This window comes from Paenibacillus sp. FSL K6-3182 (genome assembly GCF_037976325.1).
In the GTDB taxonomy this organism is placed as follows: Bacteria; Bacillota; Bacilli; order Paenibacillales; family Paenibacillaceae; genus Pristimantibacillus.
Genome location: NZ_CP150265.1, coordinates 710,307 through 729,636, shown reverse-complemented (window position 1 = coordinate 729,636; position 19,330 = coordinate 710,307). Strand labels below are relative to the sequence as shown.

The 19,330-nt window shown below is 43.6% G+C and carries 12 protein-coding genes and 1 pseudogene; 6 read left to right on the top strand and 7 right to left on the bottom strand.

The window, feature by feature from the left end:
- Positions 1-126: 126 nt before the first annotated feature.
- Positions 127-966, bottom strand: a complete 840-nt coding sequence (locus MHH56_RS03220; RefSeq protein WP_339206573.1) for an aminoglycoside phosphotransferase family protein — start codon at positions 964-966, stop codon at positions 127-129.
- Between the two features lie 467 nt (positions 967-1,433).
- Between MHH56_RS03220 and MHH56_RS03215 the strand changes: the two genes are divergently transcribed.
- Positions 1,434-3,710, top strand: a complete 2,277-nt coding sequence (locus tag MHH56_RS03215; protein WP_339206572.1) for a DEAD/DEAH box helicase — start codon at positions 1,434-1,436, stop codon at positions 3,708-3,710.
- A gap of 446 nt (positions 3,711-4,156) precedes the next feature.
- Here the strand turns inward: MHH56_RS03215 and MHH56_RS03210 are convergent, their stop codons facing one another.
- Positions 4,157-5,974, bottom strand: coding sequence for a family 43 glycosylhydrolase (locus tag MHH56_RS03210; RefSeq protein ID WP_339206570.1), 1,818 nt, complete (start codon positions 5,972-5,974; stop codon positions 4,157-4,159).
- A 355-nt stretch (positions 5,975-6,329) separates the two neighbouring features.
- Between MHH56_RS03210 and MHH56_RS03205 the strand changes: the two genes are divergently transcribed.
- Entirely contained in the window at positions 6,330-7,370 is a 1,041-nt protein-coding gene (locus tag MHH56_RS03205) for an FAD-dependent oxidoreductase (protein ID WP_339206569.1), read from the top strand.
- A gap of 381 nt (positions 7,371-7,751) precedes the next feature.
- On the opposite strand, the gene MHH56_RS03200 is transcribed toward MHH56_RS03205, so the two are convergent.
- The gene (locus MHH56_RS03200) at positions 7,752-8,489 is read right to left on the bottom strand and encodes an SDR family NAD(P)-dependent oxidoreductase (protein ID WP_339209485.1); all 738 of its coding nucleotides are present in this window, start codon (positions 8,487-8,489) and stop codon (positions 7,752-7,754) included.
- Between the two features lie 201 nt (positions 8,490-8,690).
- On the opposite strand from MHH56_RS03200, the gene MHH56_RS03195 reads away from it, so the two are divergent.
- Positions 8,691-9,293, top strand: a complete 603-nt coding sequence (locus tag MHH56_RS03195; RefSeq protein ID WP_339206568.1) for a TetR/AcrR family transcriptional regulator — start codon at positions 8,691-8,693, stop codon at positions 9,291-9,293.
- Between the two features lie 136 nt (positions 9,294-9,429).
- On the opposite strand, the gene MHH56_RS03190 is transcribed toward MHH56_RS03195, so the two are convergent.
- Positions 9,430-10,236 carry an aminoglycoside phosphotransferase family protein gene (locus tag MHH56_RS03190; protein WP_339206566.1) on the bottom strand — a complete coding sequence of 269 codons (807 nt, stop codon included), beginning with the start codon at positions 10,234-10,236 and terminating at the stop codon, positions 9,430-9,432.
- A gap of 316 nt (positions 10,237-10,552) precedes the next feature.
- Here MHH56_RS03190 and MHH56_RS03185 point away from each other — a divergent pair.
- Positions 10,553-11,182 (top strand): annotated as a pseudogene (locus MHH56_RS03185) (FGGY-family carbohydrate kinase); the annotation flags it as partial.
- A 173-nt stretch (positions 11,183-11,355) separates the two neighbouring features.
- Entirely contained in the window at positions 11,356-11,730 is a 375-nt protein-coding gene (locus tag MHH56_RS03180) for a hypothetical protein (RefSeq protein WP_339206564.1), read from the top strand.
- A gap of 379 nt (positions 11,731-12,109) precedes the next feature.
- Here MHH56_RS03180 and MHH56_RS03175 read toward each other — a convergent pair whose 3' ends face one another.
- Positions 12,110-13,849: an ABC-F family ATP-binding cassette domain-containing protein gene (locus MHH56_RS03175; RefSeq protein ID WP_339206562.1), complete on the bottom strand. Its 1,740-nt coding sequence runs from the start codon at positions 13,847-13,849 to the stop codon at positions 12,110-12,112.
- A 1,572-nt stretch (positions 13,850-15,421) separates the two neighbouring features.
- On the opposite strand from MHH56_RS03175, the gene MHH56_RS03170 reads away from it, so the two are divergent.
- Positions 15,422-16,144 (top strand): class I SAM-dependent methyltransferase, encoded by a 723-nt coding sequence (locus tag MHH56_RS03170; protein WP_339206560.1) that lies wholly within the window; start codon positions 15,422-15,424, stop codon positions 16,142-16,144.
- Between the two features lie 1,242 nt (positions 16,145-17,386).
- Here the strand turns inward: MHH56_RS03170 and MHH56_RS03165 are convergent.
- Complete coding sequence (locus tag MHH56_RS03165) at positions 17,387-18,235, bottom strand: sulfurtransferase (protein ID WP_339206559.1); 849 nt, start codon at positions 18,233-18,235, stop codon at positions 17,387-17,389.
- A 103-nt stretch (positions 18,236-18,338) separates the two neighbouring features.
- Positions 18,339-19,220, bottom strand: a complete 882-nt coding sequence (locus tag MHH56_RS03160) for an alpha/beta fold hydrolase (RefSeq protein ID WP_339206557.1) — start codon at positions 19,218-19,220, stop codon at positions 18,339-18,341.
- Positions 19,221-19,330 lie beyond the last annotated feature (110 nt).

The window sequence follows — 19,330 nt, the reverse complement described above, 5'->3', positions numbered from 1 at the left end:
ATTTTCTGTAATATTTTATACACATGTATTGTCAGCCGGTAGAATAATAACACTCTAGCTTGCAATCATGCTCTGAAAATGACATCCAATCGTAAACTTGTCCTTAACCTGTTACAGCCCTCTTCGCTAAAGCACGATACTGAGCTTATCCCTAATCAAAGCAACAAGCTTTTCCGCTTGTACGTCTGATAAGGCACCCGATGCGAGCTGACGAGCGGCGACTGGAACGTACCAAGGGAATATTTCATCTTCTGTCACGCCAGACAGCTTGCAATATTCATCGACGAATATACGGTAAGCTGTCTGCCGCGAGAATTCAAAGAATGCGTTAACGTCAGGCGGCGTTTCTGGGGGCAACACAGCATACAGGATTGTCACGCAAACTTCCGCGATATCCGCCGCCGGGTTGCCGATTACGGTATGCATCCAATCAATCATAACTGGTATACCTTCTCGTAAAATGAGATTATTGACGTTCGTGTCGCCGTGGCATAGCATTCGTTTATTAGGCAACTGATCCACATAAGCATGGAGGGCAGTTATTTCGTCTTCCGTCAGCAAGGAGGGTCTACCGATGATTACCTTCAAATGCTCCTTTTGCTCAGTAACGATCCCGCTGATGTCTCCTTTATGAATGTTATACAGGACGCGAGCAAATTTCCTTAAATCGCTGTCTACATCGTCAAAATCAATTTCATGAAAAGCATGCAGTTGTTCAAAAAAACGATTCACGAATGTCGATCCGACTACTTTCTCGAAGACGATACCAAGGCGGTTATCCCACTCGACTTGCTCGAACGGGCGCGCTGCCGGTAGTCCGCTGGCCCAAGCAGCAGAACTGTTCCGATATTCGAGCTGAACAGCTTCCAATGGTGTGCCAGCATGAAACAACTTTACTACTTTTCCCTCTTCGCCCCACTCATGCACCTCACAACTGGAGCCAATGCCTATGCATTTGCCTAGCATAATAAAGCGTTACCCCCTTTATCCAATCTGATTTTGTAAAATAATTGAAATTAAACCTATTATTCGTTATAATACCACGCTTCCATTAACCTGAAAATATAAAAATAGAGACGATAGTATTCCATTCATTGCTGAGCATATTGACTACTTAAAAAGGGAATCTGCCCACCAAAATGCCATCGAGTTTTGCAGCTAGTTGAAAGCGAACAAATTTAGGAGGATAAAGTATGTACTATATTCGTACTCAACACGAAGCTTAATCAAAGTATTTTTAGACACTCTCGCCACTGGAATGCAATATATTATTTACATTTTGCAATGGACAAATTACAATATTTTCTAACCAATAACTAAGTGCAGTATATGGTTTTGCTTATATGAAGTAGATTTAAACCTATTAGGTGACAGATCAGTACAAATATTATCCAAAACTAAACGAATTTCTACCGAGGGGAGATTAAATTCCTATGAATATAGCCGCCAAGCTGATGCAAAAATTCAAAGACCGCGATACTCAGCATAAACTGCAAGTCTATCAGGACAAAGTGGAGCTCATTAGGAAACGGAATTTGGAAGCATGGGACGATGGGCAGCTTCAAGCGGAATCCCTCCGGCTAAGAGAGAAAGCAAAATCGGGTACGCCTTTGGATGAGCTGCTTATCGATGCTTATGCGTTAGTCTGTGAGACAGCGAAAAGAACACTCGGATTACAGCCTTACGATGTTCAGATTATCGCTGCCATCGCTCTTCACGAGAGATTTTTGATCGAGCAGCATACCGGTGAAGGAAAAACACTCTCTGCTGTTATGCCTGCTTATCTAAATGCGCTGACAGGCGAAGGCGTTCATGTGCTGACTTTTAACGACTATTTGGCAAATCGAGATGCGGAGTGGATGGGCCCAATCTATCGTTTCCTAGGGTTAACTATAAACTCGGTTCAAGCGGGCATGAACCTGTCCGAGAAACGCGAAGCGTACGCCGCGGATATAACCTATGTTACAGCCAAGGAGGCGGGATTCGATTATTTGCGAGACACGATCGCACTGGGCGAAGCCGATACCGTACATCGTCCTTTCCACTACGTCATCGTCGACGAAGCGGATTCACTGCTTCTCGACGAAGCGAGGGTGCCGCTAGTCATCGCTGGCGAGTCGGGCTCTTCCAGCAACGACGGCATTCGTTTCGCAGAAGTGGCTCGGCACCTCGAGCAAGTAGAGCATTACGACTTCGACGAGTTCGAGCGGAACGTATATTTAAATGAAGCAGGTTCTGCGAAAGCGGAGTCGCTGCTCGGATGCGGCAATTTGTACGATAGCCATAATAGTCATTTGTTAACGTCATTAAATTGCGCGCTGCATGTGGAATTGTTATTGAAAAAAGACGTCGATTATATCGTCCGGAACGGTAAAATCGAGCTGATCGACGAATATACCGGCCGCGTGGCGGAGAACAGGCATTTGCCGGATGGGCTGCAAGCTGCACTTGCGGCCAAAGAAGGGCTGCAGTCGATATCCGGCGGGGAAATTCTCGGGACAATCACTCTTCAACACTTCCTTAGCCTATATCCGAAGATTTGCGGAATGACGGCTACCGCTTACGCCTCCGCAATGGAATTCGAAGATATTTATGCGCTGCAAGTCGTACAAATCATGCCGAACCGGCCAAACATACGGATCGACCATCCCTACCGGATTTATACTCATAAAGATGCCAAACTCAAGGCACTTGTAAAAGAAATCATATCCGTCCATGCGACGGGTCGTCCGATTCTCATTGGTACGTCAAGCGTCGAGGAATCTGACATGCTGGCGGAGGCGCTAGCGGTTGCCGATGTTCCTTGCCATGTTCTGAATGCAAAAAACGACGCAAAAGAAGCCGAGATCATAGCCAAAGCAGGAGAAATCGGCGCCGTAACGGTGTCTACCAATATGGCAGGCCGTGGCGTCGACATTCGGCTCGGCGGAGGCAACCCCATGCAAGCAGAAGCTGTCGCCAAGCTGGGTGGGCTGTACGTGATTGGCACACATGTGAACGAAAGCGTGCGGATCGACGACCAACTGCGCGGGCGTTCTGGCCGCCAAGGCGACCCGGGAGCTTCCGTAATTTTCGTAAGCTTGGAGGACGAGTTGCTGCTTCAGTTCGGCATCGATAAAGCGTTTCGCAATCTGAGGCAGGATGAGGCTCTCGAAAAGCCGGGGCTCCGCAGCAAAATCGCGCATATTCAGCGCGTTGCTATGGGTCAAAACTTTCATATCCGCCAGGAACTGAACTGTTATTCGGATATGGTGGAGGATCAGAGGCGAATTCTATACGAGGAGAGGCTCGAAATTTTGAAAGGCGAGAAGCCGATGAGCCCTTCGGAGCAGCGGGTACGACTTTTTTATATCGACGAGTTCTGGGCTGACCATCTGGCATACGTTTCTTACATTCGCGAAGGCATCCACTTGGAGAGCCTTGCTAGCCGCAATCCGATCGACGAATTTCATGTGCAAATCGCCCAAGCCTACGAGCAAATTCCGGCTAAAATAAATAGTGAGTCGGAGAATATGCTTGTAAGGCTCGAAGGTTCGAATGATCCGGCGAAGTGGGAAACGTTTGGTCTGAAGAGCCCTACTTCCACTCGGACTTATATTATCAACGATCAATACATCCAGAACAAACGCAGCTCATGGACTCCAATGACAATAATGGCTTATTATATTCGCAAGATTTTGCGGCCGGTATTCGGGTGGTCAAAAATTTGATAGAGCGTAGCTTTTTTAAGGATAATTGCGTTGCCGCCCACTCTCGATTACAACACTTGCTTAATTTTAATGAAGCTATTTGCTTGCTACCTTGCCCGCTTGGATTTTTTAATAATAAATCAGAATAGTAAACCGATCATCGACGCCATCCCTTTGGCGTCAATGGCGGTCGAACTCTTGCTTCGCAAGAAAGTTTGCGTCTGTTCGTGAAAGGACGGTAGCAAAAGCGACAAGCGTTCAACAACCACCTGACCCGACTGCTAAACTATGGCTGACTCCGAACCTTCTGAGCGACTACTCACTTCTTGCTTTGTTTGTAACCTGTTGAACGGAAAGCCCAAAGAGGCCCAAAGAGGGCCGCAACAGGTCACTAACCAGTAACCTGTCACAGCCCCCATCCTGCTTATTGATTAAGCAATTATTTTTTTATTTTAGCGGACTCATGTTTACGGAATGGACGAGATGATGACTCGGCTCACGTTAGCTCCGCCCATGCCGCCGCTCACCCGAATAACGTTGCTGTTGCCTGTATTCAAATCGATGATGCGGCTGGCCCGACCGGTGTAGGCACTCCAGCCTCCCGTGCCAGGCAAAGTAAGCGAATAGCCGTTCCCCGACAGGTCGCCGCTGGCGTTCACTTTAAAGGTTGTTTGGGCGTCCGCTGAAGCATAAACCACGGTTAAAAGCTTTTGGCCACCCAACCCACCGCCAACCCCAGTCAGCTCGAAGTAGGAGCCCGGGATATGCATATTTTCAATGTTTCCGCCCGACTTCGTCGCCCCTCCCCCTACGGACACGTTAGTTCCGCTCATCGGATATTCCGCTTCCTGCGACGTTTGCGGGATCAAGGATACGATGACGCGCGATACGTTGACTCCTCCCATACCGCCGCTTAGCCGGATTTGATTGTTCGTGCCCGAATTCAAATCGATTAGACGATTGGTTCGACCGGTATAATTGCCCCACCCTCCCGTTCCAGGCAGGGAAAGAAAATAACCGTCTCCGGCCGTGTCGCCGCTCGCATCTACCTTAAAGGCTGACCCGCTGTCCCCGGAAGAATAGAGTACGGTTAGAAGCGCCTTCCCGCCTGCGCCGCCGTTGATTCCATTCAACTGAATGTAGGAGCCTTGAGTATGCATATTTTCAACATTTGCACCGGATCGGGTCGCCCCTCCTCCTATGGATACGTTGCTCATATTCATGGCATACTCCGTTTTCTGTGTATATGCGTCAAAGCTTTCGTTAATTAAATCGTAGTACTTGATCTCGGTAGCGGTGGAGCGCGGTCCAACAGCCGGTACTCCTTCGGACGTCTGTATGACCTTTTGGATTGTCCCGTCGGAATTGAAATACAACCGATCCACGGCGACGGAGCGCAGCGTACCGTTAGAGGAGATTTTCGCATTATGATAAAACATATACCAGTTCCCCTTGTATTCCACAACGGACCCATGCGAAGTTTCACTGCCGAATACCGGATCCAGTATGACGCCGCGGTTGGTCCATGGTCCAAGCGGATTGCTGCTGGTGGCGTACCTCATCCGGTTCGCGCCAGGATTGTTATCGGAGTACATTAAATAATAAATGCTCCCCCGCTTGAACACCCAAGTAGCCTCGTGGAAATCCTCCAGCTCAGTGAACTGCTTGACGGGACCATCTATCGACATCATGTCGGCACCAAGCTTCATCCCGTAGCTGGCACCTCCTCCCCCGGCATACAGGTAATAGGTTCCGTTGTCGTCGCGGAATACGTTAGGATCAATCAAATTGCTGCCAGGAAGCCCCTGTATATACCCTTGAACCTCAAAATCCTTGGCGGGCTTGTCACTTGTTGCCACGCCGATCTTCCAAGAGCTATTCCAATTCGTATCGCTAGGATGCGGAAAATAGTAGTAGTAGGTTCCGTTCTTGTATGCGGCATCCGGAGCCCACATAAAGCCCCCTTCCGGCCGTCCCCACGGCACATCGTCCGCGCTCAGGATCTCTCCTTCGTCCACCCAGTCGACCATATTGTCCGACGAGAAGACATGATATTTATCCATCAAATCGCTTCCTCTGGAAGGAAAGATATCGTGTGACGCGTACACGTAAATACGTCCGTCATTCCACACTCGAGCAGAAGGGTCGGCGGTGAAAATACTAGTGAAAATGGGATTTCCAGAACTGATGATTGGATCCGCGGCTGATGTAGAGGAATTGAATCCGATAAGGACGGACAGCAGCATCGTTACTGACAAGAACAAACTTATAAACCTTTTACGCATAATTGTTACCTCCCATTTCTTAGGTTCGGCTTATACCATTAGCTTGCTTGGCAACCAGACAGCGAAGAGGATTCCAACATCACCCCTAAGTATTCATAATGGAAGAATTGTAAATATAAGGACTACTACTAGCTTACCGTATGAGTAACCTAGTATGTAGTGAGACATTTTTAAACTTTTCCAGTCATTCTTAGCCTTTTGGAACCGTTTTCATGAAAATCGATGAGTGCTGCAGCCCCCAAACAAACGGATTCCCCTCTACAGAACTCCAATAACTCCAACTGCCTGAATATGTTATAACGTCTGATTATTATAACGCCTATGTTACACTAGGGTGATAGAGGGGGAGTCATAATTGAATAAACAAAAAATCGTGATTATTGGCGCAGGGATTGTCGGGGCGTCAATGGCCTATCATCTGGCTAAACGAAATCAAGATGTAACCGTAATAGAACAACACCCCGCCGCGGCGCGTGAAGTCACTGAAAAATCTTTTGCCTGGATACATACGACTCATAGGGTGGCTCCAGAATACTGGCATTTGTACGATGCAGCTTTGGAAGAATATCATGCGCTTCAGCAAGAGCTGCCTGAACTGAACATTCATTGGCATGGAGCGCTGACTTGGGGCACTCCGCCCCTAAGGGAGCAACTCCACTTTCAAAAATTAAACCGAGAGCAGCTTGAAGCATTGGAGCCGAATCTGAAGGAATATCCGGATGAAGCAATGTTTGTCAGCGAAGAAGGTGCAGTGGACCCTATAGGGGTAACGGAGCTGTTGCTCAGCAAAGCGCGGGAGTACGGAGCAAAGATTCAGCTTGGCACCAACGTCACACAGCTGCAGCAAGAAAATTCCCGCTTAGTCGGCATCCATACGTCCAAGGGTTTTCTGGAGTCGGATGTCGTGGTATTGGCCGCAGGTACAGGCATACCCGAACTTTGCGCCCCGTTAGGTTATCACGTGCCGGTAACGTCGTCGCCTTCCATTCTAATTCAGATGAAAACTACGAATAAACTGATACGCACATTAATCTCAAATGCACAATTTGAAGCGCGTCAACTGACAGATCATATACTGTTGGCTGCGGAAGATTATATCGACGAGTCGGAGGAAAACGGACCCGAGGCGGTCGGTAAGCGAGCGTTCGACACGCTGCGTCGCAGTCTGAAGGACGGAAATCAACTGGAACTGGAAAGTATAAAGGTCGGGATGAGACCCATGCCTGAAGACGGCTATCCGATCGTGGGCTTCCACGATCACATAAAGGGACTTTATCTGACGGTGATGCATTCTGCGATTACGCTGGCGCCGTTGATTGCGCATCTGGCTGCAAGTGAAATACTCGATCGGGAATCTAGAAGTGAATTAGACCCCTGTCGACTCTCCCGATTTTAGGACTACTCGAGGGATATTCCCGTTGCTTCTCGCGCGTGAGGTAGGGCCTGAATATGGAATACAAGCAAAAGAGTACATCGCCACATGAGCGATGTACTCCAAATTACATACTATATGTCTGCTTAAGCCTTCTACTCTTCCCCAGTCGCAATAGAATTCTCACTGTAAGAAATCTATCTGCCTAGCTCATCTGCCAGCTGTTGGCCGGCCTGCTTTTGATGTCTATGACGCCAACCCTTTGCATCCTCTTCGACAAATTCATGTGCATGCATAGCGCCCATGCCTTGAGCCGCTCATGTAATAACGGCTACTCTTTCTACTAATTTTCCCATTTTTGAGCTTGAAACTTTGGTCATGCTAATCACTGCATGTTTAGAACTGTTATTGAGCTGTATATCCGCCATCAACGGTTAAGCTATTTCCAGTCATAAATGATGAGTCATCGCATGCCATGAAAAGTACGGCTTTTGCCATTTCTTCCGCTTTACCGAGGCGCTTCATCGGAGTGAGTCCGGCTAATACTTGTTTACTTTCTTCGGGAATAATGGGTGTGTCAATGAAACCTGGGCATAATGAGTTAATGCGGATATTTTGTTCTGCATATTCAAGAGCAAGAGAGCGAGTCAAATTAATCACGCCGCCTTTTGCCGCATTATAGGCTGCCGAGCCGGGCGAACCAACCCAGCCGTACATAGACGCCGTATTTACTATCGTACCTCCGCCCATTTTTAACATTTCGCGGATGGCTTCACGTGCTACCAGGAAGACGCCATCCAAGTCGACATTTACTGTGTTGCGCCACTCGGAGTACTCCAAATCATGCGAAGGATGAACGCGCCCAATCCCTGCATTGTTGAATACAACATCCACTTTGCCGAAGGCTTCAACGGTTTGTTTGAAGATATTGGCGACTTCTTCTTCACTTGTAATATTTGCTTTAATAAATAATGCTTCAGCATTAAGCGCCTTTAACTCGTTCTCGAACGCCTTTCCTTTTTCTTCATTTAAATCAACAAGAACCACTTTGGCTCCTTCTAAAACGAATAAACGTGCTGTAGCTGCACCGATTCCGGATGCTCCCCCAGTAATCACAGCTACCTTGTTTTGTAGTTTGCCCATCGATGAATCCTCCAGTACAATATTTTTAATAGTACTATTTGTGTTTTTATTAATTAACATTCATTAATAAAATATTTGTACTATTTTGTTCTCATCTTAATTGTAGTTTTTTGTTCACATTTAACAATCATTAAAGTATTAATATATGTCTAACTAGTAGACACTTACATCAAAATCGTCTTTTTACGAGGAGATATTTTTATGAGTGATGAACAAAACGTGACATCTGAGCGAAGAAATCGAACAGAAGAACATCTAAAATCAGCCTTTATAAAACTAATAAAAGAGAAGGGTTACCATCTCGTTTCTGTAAAGGACATTGTAGATACAGCCTCCTATAACCGTAGTACTTTCTATGTACATTACCAAGATAAAATTAAATTAGCTGAAGATTTACTTACTTCTATGTTTCAGGGGTTGGAAGATTCCGTAGGAAAACCATATGTTCCTGGACACAAAGTATACACGGAAAGACTCAACGCACCGTCCTTTAATATCGTTTCCTACATTTATCAACACCGGGATTTTTTTGAGCTGATAAAATACGATGATACTTTACCAGGATTGCACACGGGATTCCCTCAAACCATTCTAAAGATCTATAAGGAACAATTTATTTTTGAAACGATTAATAACATCCCCGTCAACATGGATTATTTTAAGCGTTATACAGCCTATGGCTTTTACGGACTCATTCTGAATTGGATCAAGACTGATTTCAAGGAATCTCGGGAGGGATTTATCCAGGAAGTGATTGATTTAACGAAAACGCATATTTATTCGGTTAAGTATGTAGGAAAATAATCAAAAGGCACCCGACTAGGTGCCTTTGATACGGTTCACTGCAATATCTATAACGGCAAGTTTTAAGGCCATCCTTTTGCGGGGTGGCCCTTTCTTTGATCTCGATATGTTTTATCGTGAACTGTTAGCATAATATTTAGTTCTTTATCCAATCATTGAAATGATCTGCTACAAATCGAATCTCGCTCTCATAGTGAGCCAAGTGTCCCTCATCAACCATTTTTTTAAAGGCAAGATTCCCTTCGGCAGCGCCATTTCTCAACGTATCGCACATTGTAGTCAATCGTTGAATAATCCACTGACTCAGTTCATTGGGGACGGGAGTTCCATACGATTCAAAAAACAAATGAATTCGTTTACGGCGCTCCGTAGCGTGTATATCCGATTGGTACTTCACCGTTTTTCCCGAAGAATGGTCAGGCTCGAAGCTCGCAAGCGGAACCGATGTATAGAGTGAATAAGCAATGTCCCACATACGTGGACCTGGACCAGCCATATCAAAATCAATGAGCCCCACAGGAATCCCCTTTTGAAAGACCACATTGTACAATGCAGCGTCATTATGGCATATCACTTCGTGCTCACGTTCATTGACATAACTAAGCTGCCATTTGCTCTTCGTCATGAGAGTTGATCCTGCAGTCGCATCATGAAACTGGCGTAAAAGACGTGCTAAACCTACAAGCGTTTCATCCGACCACATGTAAGGCTCAAGCTCAGGGTACTCATTCCCTGGAACTTCCCCTGAAATGAATGTTAGTATTTCACGATCAGAATCGTCGATTCCGAGAAAACTTGGTGCTCCCTCAAAGCCTTGCTTCTCTAGATGTTTAAGAAGCTCATGAACACACGGGCTCCAATAACCTGTGGGACGGAGAACAGTATTTTCCCTACGGACAATGTGATTAACATTTCCGCCTTTTAACACTTCTTCCTGAGTCACTATGCCTCACCTACTTATTTCTATGATATTTCTCTTTAATCCTAGTTCACCAAACCAGCTATAGAAATTTTTGGTACATCTATCATATTCGTGACTTAAAACCCTGAACCCTTTTCGTGAACGTGAGTTGTGGTAAGGATAGTTGCTCCATGGTAGTCACTACGAAATAAGATAGTTAGAGTTTAAAAGGAGTGTGAACGGTCAAAAGTGGAACAAACCAGCTTCTGTATCCAAATTCCATGTGGACTTCCTTAATTCAGTAATTCTTTGTACCTAAACTATTGACAGTGGTTTACTTGCTCATTTATTGTATAAACTGGAAAAATTCGATAAAGGCTACCCTTGGAATCTTAAAGATATTTTACCTAAAGTTTATACTGCTGGTGAACATGCTGGTTATCTCAATGAAGCTGGTGCCCGACTATTAGATCCATCAGGCAGCCTGCAAGCAGGTATTCCGCTATGTCCTCAAGAAGGCGATGCCGGAACAGGCATGGTCGCTACGAATAGTGTAAAAAAGCGTAATGGCAACATTTCGGTAGGTACGTCGATTTTTGCCATGATTGTACTGGAGAAAGATTTGTCCACGGTTTACCCTGAGATTGACATCGTGACTACACCTGATGGCAGCCCTGTCGGCATGATTCTTACTAACAACTGCTCCAACGATATAAATGCATGGCTCGGCTTGTTCCGTGAATTTTATGAAGCAATGGGGTTAAAAGCCGATATGAACCAGTTATTCAGCATCCTGTTCAACAAAGCGCTGGAAGCAGACGCTGATGGCGGCGGCTTGCTGAGCTACGGCTACTATTCAGGCGAGAACATTACCGGGCTTGCAAAAGGTCGTCCGCTGTTCGTTCGTTCTCCAGAAAGCCGCTTCAATCTGGCTAACTTTATGAGAGTACATCTGTTTACCGCGTTTGCTGCATTAAGTCTCGGGATGGGCAACCTTCTTTTAATAGAAAAAAATCCGATAGAAATAGACATACAATTCAAGATTCTAAATATAGTTACTTCTGTTAATTGATGATATATTCATTGCGAGAGCTCTCTGCAAAGGTACATACCCATTTCGGCCGGAACGGGTAAGACGAACCTTACTAGGAGGAATGAATAATGAAGAAGATATTTTCGCTTGTCATGGTCATCGGTTTGCTGCTCGGGATCGCTTCCCAAGCGAGCGCGGCCAATGGGGTCTTTGTGTTTAACCCGTATCCGAATAGCTTCGGCGCGGTTCCGGATTATATCGGTATTACAAAGCCGACCGGAGGTTACCAGTACGAGTTCCGCATACAGGAGATAAACAACGGATCAAGGACCTACTATTCGGGTTTGCTCAACGTGCCGACCAGCGGATACGACATTCATCATACGTTAACAAATAGTACAAAGCTCGTGCTGGCAGGCGGAACTTACAATATCGATGCATCGGTTTATGACCGTTGGGGAACTCTCATCGGCAGGGATATAGTCAAGGTTAATTTTCTATAATTACGTAAGTACTTTCAAGGCAAATGTCAGAACGGCGTTGTTGACATGAGGTTGAATTCGAATAAAAACAATAAGCCGCCATGACCCTCGGGCTGCATGGCGGCTTATTTGTCGTTAAGTTACTGTAAGTGAACCACTGACCACGGCAAGAGCTATCAAGAAACCAATCCAGTAAAAAGACACTGAGATTCTATCCATCAGTGTCTTTTTATTAATGCATTTCCACCAACATCATGTTTCATCGTTGAACTCGGACTAATTCACTTTAGCAATATTCGCTGTTACTGACTTCACTTTCTAGTTGGGTGGTTCCAGAGTAGCGATAATTCCCAGTACAACAAATTGATTCTTGTAATCATTTCAAACAAAGGGTTTTCATTTAAAGCAACTTAATCAGCTCTTCAAGTTCATCAACCAATACTTTTGCAAGTTCAAAATTAGTATCTTTTAAAGCCAATTCTATTTTCATTTCAACTGATTTTTTATTTTGTTCAGCTTCAAGATAGCCTTTATCAAAATGACTAGCATAAATCATCTGTCTAAATTCTGGCATACTCATTTTTCTAATCGACTTATCGTCAATGATTAAAACATAATCCATACCATTTACAACAGTATAGAAATCGTGAGAAATCATGAGAATCGCGCCTTTATAGTCTTCAATGGCTTTCTCCAGTGCGATTTGTGTATAGGTGTCTAAATGGCTTGTCGGTTCATCAAGAAGCAATACGTTTGCTTTACTGGCTGAAACTTTAGCTAATTGAAGCAAGTTTTTTTCTCCACCAGATAAAGCTTCTATCTTTTGATTAACGATTTCTCCTTCAAAACCATAGTTTGAAAGATACGATCTAACCTCATCATAAGTTTTAAACCCAGCATCGATGAATTCTTCTAGTATGGTATTAGAATCCTTTAGCATTTCGCCTTGAATCTGACTTAAATAAGCCACTTTAACATCAGCATTTATTTCAATTGATTCATGATTATTTTTAAAGATATCTCGGAGTAAAGTCGTTTTCCCGGTACCGTTCGCACCAATAATGGCTACTTTATCTGTCGATTTTATCTCAAAGTTAACATTGTCTAAAAGCAACTCATCAAAGGCAACACTATAATTATTAACATTTACAACAATGGTGTCTTCAATTTCATTATCAATACCAAAACTAATATTCGGTTGCTTAATAGCGACAAATGGCATTTTAATTCTACGCGCTTCCAATCTTTCTTGAAACCTAACTCTAGCTTTTAACGCTTTCCCTCTAGATGCATGTGAATTATAAGTTGCGATAACTCTAAGATTAACGATTGTTTTATCGTTTCTCTTAATTTCTTCATCATCAGCGATTGCGAGTTCTTGCAACTCAACTTTAGTCTGAAGTAATGAGAAGTTATAATCAATATATCGCCCATCAAACTCTTGGATCTCCGTGTTTTCAAGGTGTATAATTTTGTTGAAACAATGATTCAATAGATATCGGTTGTGCGTAACAACTAGCAGTATTCCTTTGTGAGAATTAATAAGATTTTTAAGCGCATTTAGGTTATCAAAATCTAAAAACACATCTGGTTCGTCCATAATCATTAAGTCTGGACTATTAAGCATTTCCTTCATCACTTGAATAAGTTTGAATTCTCCGCCACTCAGGTCAGATACCCTAACATCTTTTAGCTTCATGAGGTTTGCTTGATTTAGTTTCTTATTAATGTTGCTTTCAAAATCATCCCCACCGATTGCATCAAATGCGTCTAAAGCTAATTGATACTGTTCTAATAACGAATCAATATCCGATGATGTTTCCATTTCAGTACAAATAGATGTTATTTCATTTTGTATCTTAATAAATTTTTCCCCTATATATTCAAAAACTGTTGTTTCTTTCGTTTTGTCTAGTTGTGAAAATTGACTTACATACCCTATTTTGCAAGTCGGATCTATTTCTAATTTGCCCTCGAACAAATATCTTTCTGGATCCATCAGTATATCTATCAATGTACTTTTCCCACTGCCACTTGTTCCTATAAAAGCACAGTGTTGTGCCTCTTCTAACGTAAACGAAATGTTTTTATATAGTTCTTTTTGCGGAAATGAGAAGGATAAGTTATCAACTTTTATCATAGTATTACCTTTCTTATAACTGAAATGGTGACTATTATTGGATGTATTGAAGAGCATAGGTTTTGAGTTTACCTTTGTTAGAGTAACACTGTTTACAATCAACTACAATTGATTTGTATTCCCATCCCTGGGCGGGGGGCAAAGTTCCATGCTACCTCCTCAACTGCCCTCATAAAAGCGCTGGAATGAACTCGACTTTGGTCTCTGCCGTTGTAAATGTACCTTATTCATCATATCTCACTCCTTGATCAAATAATGATAAGGCGAGAATACCTCCTGACTAATAGCCAACGGAATAGGCCGGGGAGCTTTTTGGTAGGCAGTAGGGGTGAGCTGAAAAGCCTCCCTCCTTTCCTTTTGATCATATCATCGGCGATTTTTGCATACTTGATTCGAGATGTACAATAAAAACTTTGCAAAGTACTTTCAGCAATTAATTGTTGACTCCGTGTTGACTTCGAAGCCCCAAATCACAACGCAAAGAAGTACATCGCCACATAGGCGATGTACTCTAAGTTGCATACTACTATGCTGATTAAGCGTTCTACTCGTCGCCAGTGGCAATAGGATTTTCAGGACTGGAGCTCCAATCACTCCAGCTGTCATGTGTCATATGAAAATGGTTTCATGGAAGGAACTCTGAGCATGTACAGAGCAACAAGATTTTCTGGTCTCATTGTGCCGTTGATGACAGCGATCTTGGGGCGTTGCTTCCGCCGCGAAGTCCAAAAGCTCAGCACTCGGCACGCCAGCGCCATTGGTTCGGAGACAAAGGAACACGGCTTGCGAATGCATGTACAGCCCAAGTTGCTCGGCAGATGGCAGGAAAGAAGCTCCCCCACCAAATACAGATTTTGGCGTAAACGAGAGTAAAACATACAGATATCCTAGAGACCGCACCAGAAAGGATAGCGTAAAAGGAGTAAAAAGAGTAAATATAAATATGTATATCTAAAAATAAATGCATCAAAGCATACATAGCTTCAAAAAGGCATGTACTCAGAGTTTACGCTTTTTACGCTTCTCACACCGTGCCTTACCGTAAAGACTTCGGGCTTACGCCGCACGCCATACTTACGCTTTTACGTCTCAACCACGCCAGAAATGCTGCCCCAGCTCATCCCTGAACGACCCGAGGTCGATTATGCAAACTTTTGTTGGTCGCCTAACCCGCCGTGGATAACGAACCTCTGTACTTTGTTCCCGAACTCACTTTACCATCTTGTAGCCTCTGAGCTGGACGGCTCCAAGAGCATGTATTCTCTCTCCCTGACATAATACAGGGACACACTCTCCCTGTTACTTCGACCGCCAGCGGCCATCCCTCCTCCTGCCTCATAAGCCGCAAATTATAGCTGAACAGGTTTTGAGGCTATTCGAACGTAATGCTATTCGGCCTATATCTTATAATGTACTTTCTATATAAAGTCCTGTTCCGAATTGCCGTTTTAAGACACAAACACATTGCAACAGGCTGCATTTGAATAGACAGATTAATCTATGTTGTTTAATTTTTTTACTTATTATAGTATACTGTTATAACCATAATATTATGTTTAAGGAAGTGTATCAATGAAACTAAATGAAGTTTTTGAAGTAAATAGCAATAATTATGAAAATTTATATGAGAAAGAGGAAGCTTTTTTACGATATCCTGCAGATTGGGTTATTAGATTCCATAATATGTTCTTAAAGAACAACATTCCTTCGGGTGGGAAAGTGCTGGATTATGGGTGCGGCTCAGGGAATAATGCAGCTTTCTTCATGCAGAAAGGATATTCTGTTAATGGTGTCGACGTAGCCCCATCATTTAAAAATTTAGTTGCAAGAAATCTTCAAATGAATAACATTGACGAGTCACTTATTAATAATTTTTCTTTGATTAAACCTGATACAACCACTTTAGATTTCCCTGATAATCACTTTGATTTCATCTTATCTAACCAAGTTCTATACTACTTGCCTACAGAACAACATCTCAAATCTGTATGTTCGGAATTAAATCGAATCCTTAAGCCCGGAGGGTATGTTTTCTTTACGATGATGGGACCACAAAACTATTACATTACTCACCATCTAAAAAAGATACATCATGAAAGAATTTACGAAATTTCTATAGATGACAAAGCTCATAGACTAAATGGAGTAAAAGAATTAATTTACACCGTTAAGGATGAAGAGGATTTATGTCAGCTTTTTGATACTTTTGAACCGGTGACAGTAGGTTATTTTGACCAAAAGATGTTCGACTTGTACAGTAATTTTCATTATATATTTGTTGGTAAGAAAAAGTAATATCTTCCCCACAAGTAAACCTATTAAATCAATTTGTTATGATAGAGAAGCAAAAAATATGAATTAAATTCTACATATTTTTAAAAGATTGACGTATCAAGGATTACACTTCAGCATATAGACAAATGGCCACTTCTTCAGGGAGTGGTCTTCTTTAATTGCATTTTCACCCTACGGATTGTAGAATAAAGTACGACAGCTAAGAGAAAATAAACTCACACATAAAGATGAATCTTTATTAATTGAATCTTTGCTAGGCGGTATTTCCCTTGCCTGTAATTTATTCACTTTCTTCCAATAAACTATCCTAGTTTTCTTTCATCAAGTAAATTATTAAAACCAACTAGAACACGGAAGGACAAATTTATTTACTCATTAGATTTACTCGGACTAACACTAAATGCATTGTTATGTACTGCTTCGTTCCTTATCATATAAATCTCTTAGTATTTGAACTGGTGGCCTATTCATACTCCTAAGCTGGTTCTTCTCAGCTAAGTTTCGCAATGCTTCTTCAGCAAGTAGCCAGAAGTCATTAATTACCTAAACAGATATAGGCCAAGCCAATGTTTTTAGTATCTCTGAAACAAAAGTTAACCAGTCCAAATTACCTCTTCCATCCTTTTATAAAATCACATATAAATCGCGAATCCAACAAATAATACTGGATATTTTACAACTATTTGAAATTGAATGTAGCATGATATTTGAACTATGTATTGAAGAAATAACTCCTTACGCCTGAGTGAAAATTTTAGTCAGTCTCAGTGTGTACTAAAAAATAGCTTTACTCGCAAGTCACTCTCTGCAACATCTCCATTAAAGAAGAATTGTGATATAAACCAAATATAATAACTACGTCCTGATTAATACATTCGTTGATTTTCTGTTGATTGGTTTGTAACGCTGTGAAATTTGTTGACTCTATGTCTGTATGACCGAAGTGAAACGCAATGTAGCAATTTCTTATTTTACATAAAGAGGGGTCAGAACCTCTCTAAAGAGGAGGACTGCCGACCTTCTTTGTGTACATGTATCAGCGAGGATGTGCATGCGCGAGTGCTGTACAATGTATCTGAGAGCATGCAAACGTACGTTTGTCCCGGAGCTTCATGAAAGTATTTTCGGAGAGCGAATGTTGATTCCGTGTTGACTCTGATCATAAAAAATACATCGCCGAAGGCAGATGCCCTACATAGCGATGTATTCAAATCATCCATACTACTATACACCTCTCAGCTCTTACTCTTCCCCTACCGCAACCGGATTCTCCTTACTGGAACTCCAATCACTCCAACTCCCCGCATACAGCTTCACATTGCGGAAGCCTGCGTCTTGCAATGCGAATACGTTCGGCGTAGCCGTCACGCCTGAGCCGCAGTACACGATAATCTCATCGTCCTGCGATAATCCGTTGAAGCGAAGCTTCTGCTCCTCTGGTGATTTCCAGCTGCCGTCGGCGCGTTTGCCTTCGTTCCAGAATCGATTGATCGCGCCTGGAATATGCCCAGCCTTAGGATCAAGCGGTTCTACTTCGCCGCGATAGCGAGGGGCTTCACGGGAATCGATGACCACCGTTCCCACTTTGCCAACTCGAGCCTTTACATCAGCTTGGCTAACAAGCATCTCATCACGAACGTTTACATTAAATTTAATTCCTTCTATTAAAGAAGGGACATCCTTGCTAACCGGATATCCCGCCGCTTGCCAGCCTGCGAATCCGCCCTCTATTAAATAGACTTGTCCATCATGCCCAAGCCATTGCAGCAGCCAGCGCAGACGGGATGCCATCGCGCCGCCTTGATCGTCATATGCGATAACTGTCATATGATTGCCAATGCCAATCCGTTCAAGAATATCTGCTAGCACCCGCGGCTCCGGCAATGGATGACGACCGCCTTCTCCATTCGGACGCTTTGGACTGGAGAGATCCTCGCTTAGATTCAAGTAATAAGCACCGGGAATATGAGCTTCTGTATACGCTCGCTTACCCGCCTCGGAATCGTTAAGCGCGTAGCGCGCATCCACAATTACCGTACCATTCACACCAAGCTGCTCCAGCACCCAATCCGCTTTTTTAAAATAGGTCATCTCATCCATCTCCTCTACTATTTCTAAAATAGTGCTGCCGCTCGCATATCAATCATTTCTTGATGATCATCTATCGCTCTCTTCATCAAGACACTCCGCACTATCACTCCGACGGTCGCTGCAGCAACAAAGCAAAAAACGCTCCCGTTATTTCAATCGCCTTCTCCAAATCATCCGTCGTCCCTGCAAAAGGATGCACCGCTCCAAAAGTATGGTTCGCTCCTTCCAGCGGTGAAAAACGATGCTGCGGAGCAGCAGCTTGGAGCAGATAGTATCCTGTAAGCAATCGCCCAGCATCCCCCGTTCCTTGAATGAATAACACAGGCGTTCGAAGTGACGCCGCTTTAGCTGTGATAGCGAAGCGCATTCGATTCCGATCCAAATCCTCAAAAAACGCAGCGTTAATCGGCATTTCCTGCTTTGTCCTTGCATTCGTCACATAGCCTACCCCATCCCGCAATACCTGCTCGCGGAAATCTTCTCCAAACAGATTTGCCTTCGCTATTCCGTTCCATGTTACTACGCCGCGAATTTCAGGATGCTCGGCTGCGAATATTACGCTATTCCCTCCGCCGCGGCTATGCCCTACTATGAAAATTTGCTGCTTATCCATCTGTTCATCAAGCGGAAGTTTGCCCTCGAGCAATGCTGCAAGCACAGCTGACAAATCCTTTTGCTCCTGCGTGTAGGTGTTCATCCCGAACTTATCCAGCTCGTCAAAATCATGTTCATTAACGCCGTTAAACGAAAAGTTGAACGTAATTACCGCAAAGTCCTGACCCGCGAATTGCTCGGCTGCATAAGGGAAGAACGCCCAATCCTTGAACCCTTTAAAACCATGCACAAAGAGGAGGACCGGTTTGCGTCCCCCATCTTCCTTCACTCTTATATCGCCTCTTACATACACTCCCGGGTCCAGCTCCAACGTAAATGTCTGATGCAAAATACTCCCATTACTCAATAACAGCACCTTCCCCGTCACCATATTTCATTCTATAGCAGCTATTCACTCCGTTTATACCATATCTATCTACCCTGATCATATCACCAACGTGCATTATAGAGGTTGGATTACCTGTAAAATAGTACAAAAAA

What these genes read in the sequence shown, in the direction of transcription:
- MHH56_RS03220 (WP_339206573.1), bottom strand. Translation starts at nt 966, where the DNA reads ATGCTAGGCAAATGCATAGGCATTGGCTCCAGTTGTGAGGTGCATGAG.
- MHH56_RS03215 (WP_339206572.1), top strand. Translation starts at nt 1,434, where the DNA reads ATGAATATAGCCGCCAAGCTGATGCAAAAATTCAAAGACCGCGATACT.
- MHH56_RS03210 (WP_339206570.1), bottom strand. Translation starts at nt 5,974, where the DNA reads ATGCGTAAAAGGTTTATAAGTTTGTTCTTGTCAGTAACGATGCTGCTG.
- MHH56_RS03200 (WP_339209485.1), bottom strand. Translation starts at nt 8,489, where the DNA reads ATGGGCAAACTACAAAACAAGGTAGCTGTGATTACTGGGGGAGCATCC.
- MHH56_RS03195 (WP_339206568.1), top strand. Translation starts at nt 8,691, where the DNA reads ATGAGTGATGAACAAAACGTGACATCTGAGCGAAGAAATCGAACAGAA.
- MHH56_RS03180 (WP_339206564.1), top strand. Translation starts at nt 11,356, where the DNA reads ATGAAGAAGATATTTTCGCTTGTCATGGTCATCGGTTTGCTGCTCGGG.
- MHH56_RS03175 (WP_339206562.1), bottom strand. Translation starts at nt 13,849, where the DNA reads ATGATAAAAGTTGATAACTTATCCTTCTCATTTCCGCAAAAAGAACTA.
- MHH56_RS03170 (WP_339206560.1), top strand. Translation starts at nt 15,422, where the DNA reads ATGAAACTAAATGAAGTTTTTGAAGTAAATAGCAATAATTATGAAAAT.
- MHH56_RS03165 (WP_339206559.1), bottom strand. Translation starts at nt 18,235, where the DNA reads ATGACCTATTTTAAAAAAGCGGATTGGGTGCTGGAGCAGCTTGGTGTG.
- MHH56_RS03160 (WP_339206557.1), bottom strand. Translation starts at nt 19,220, where the DNA reads ATGGTGACGGGGAAGGTGCTGTTATTGAGTAATGGGAGTATTTTGCAT.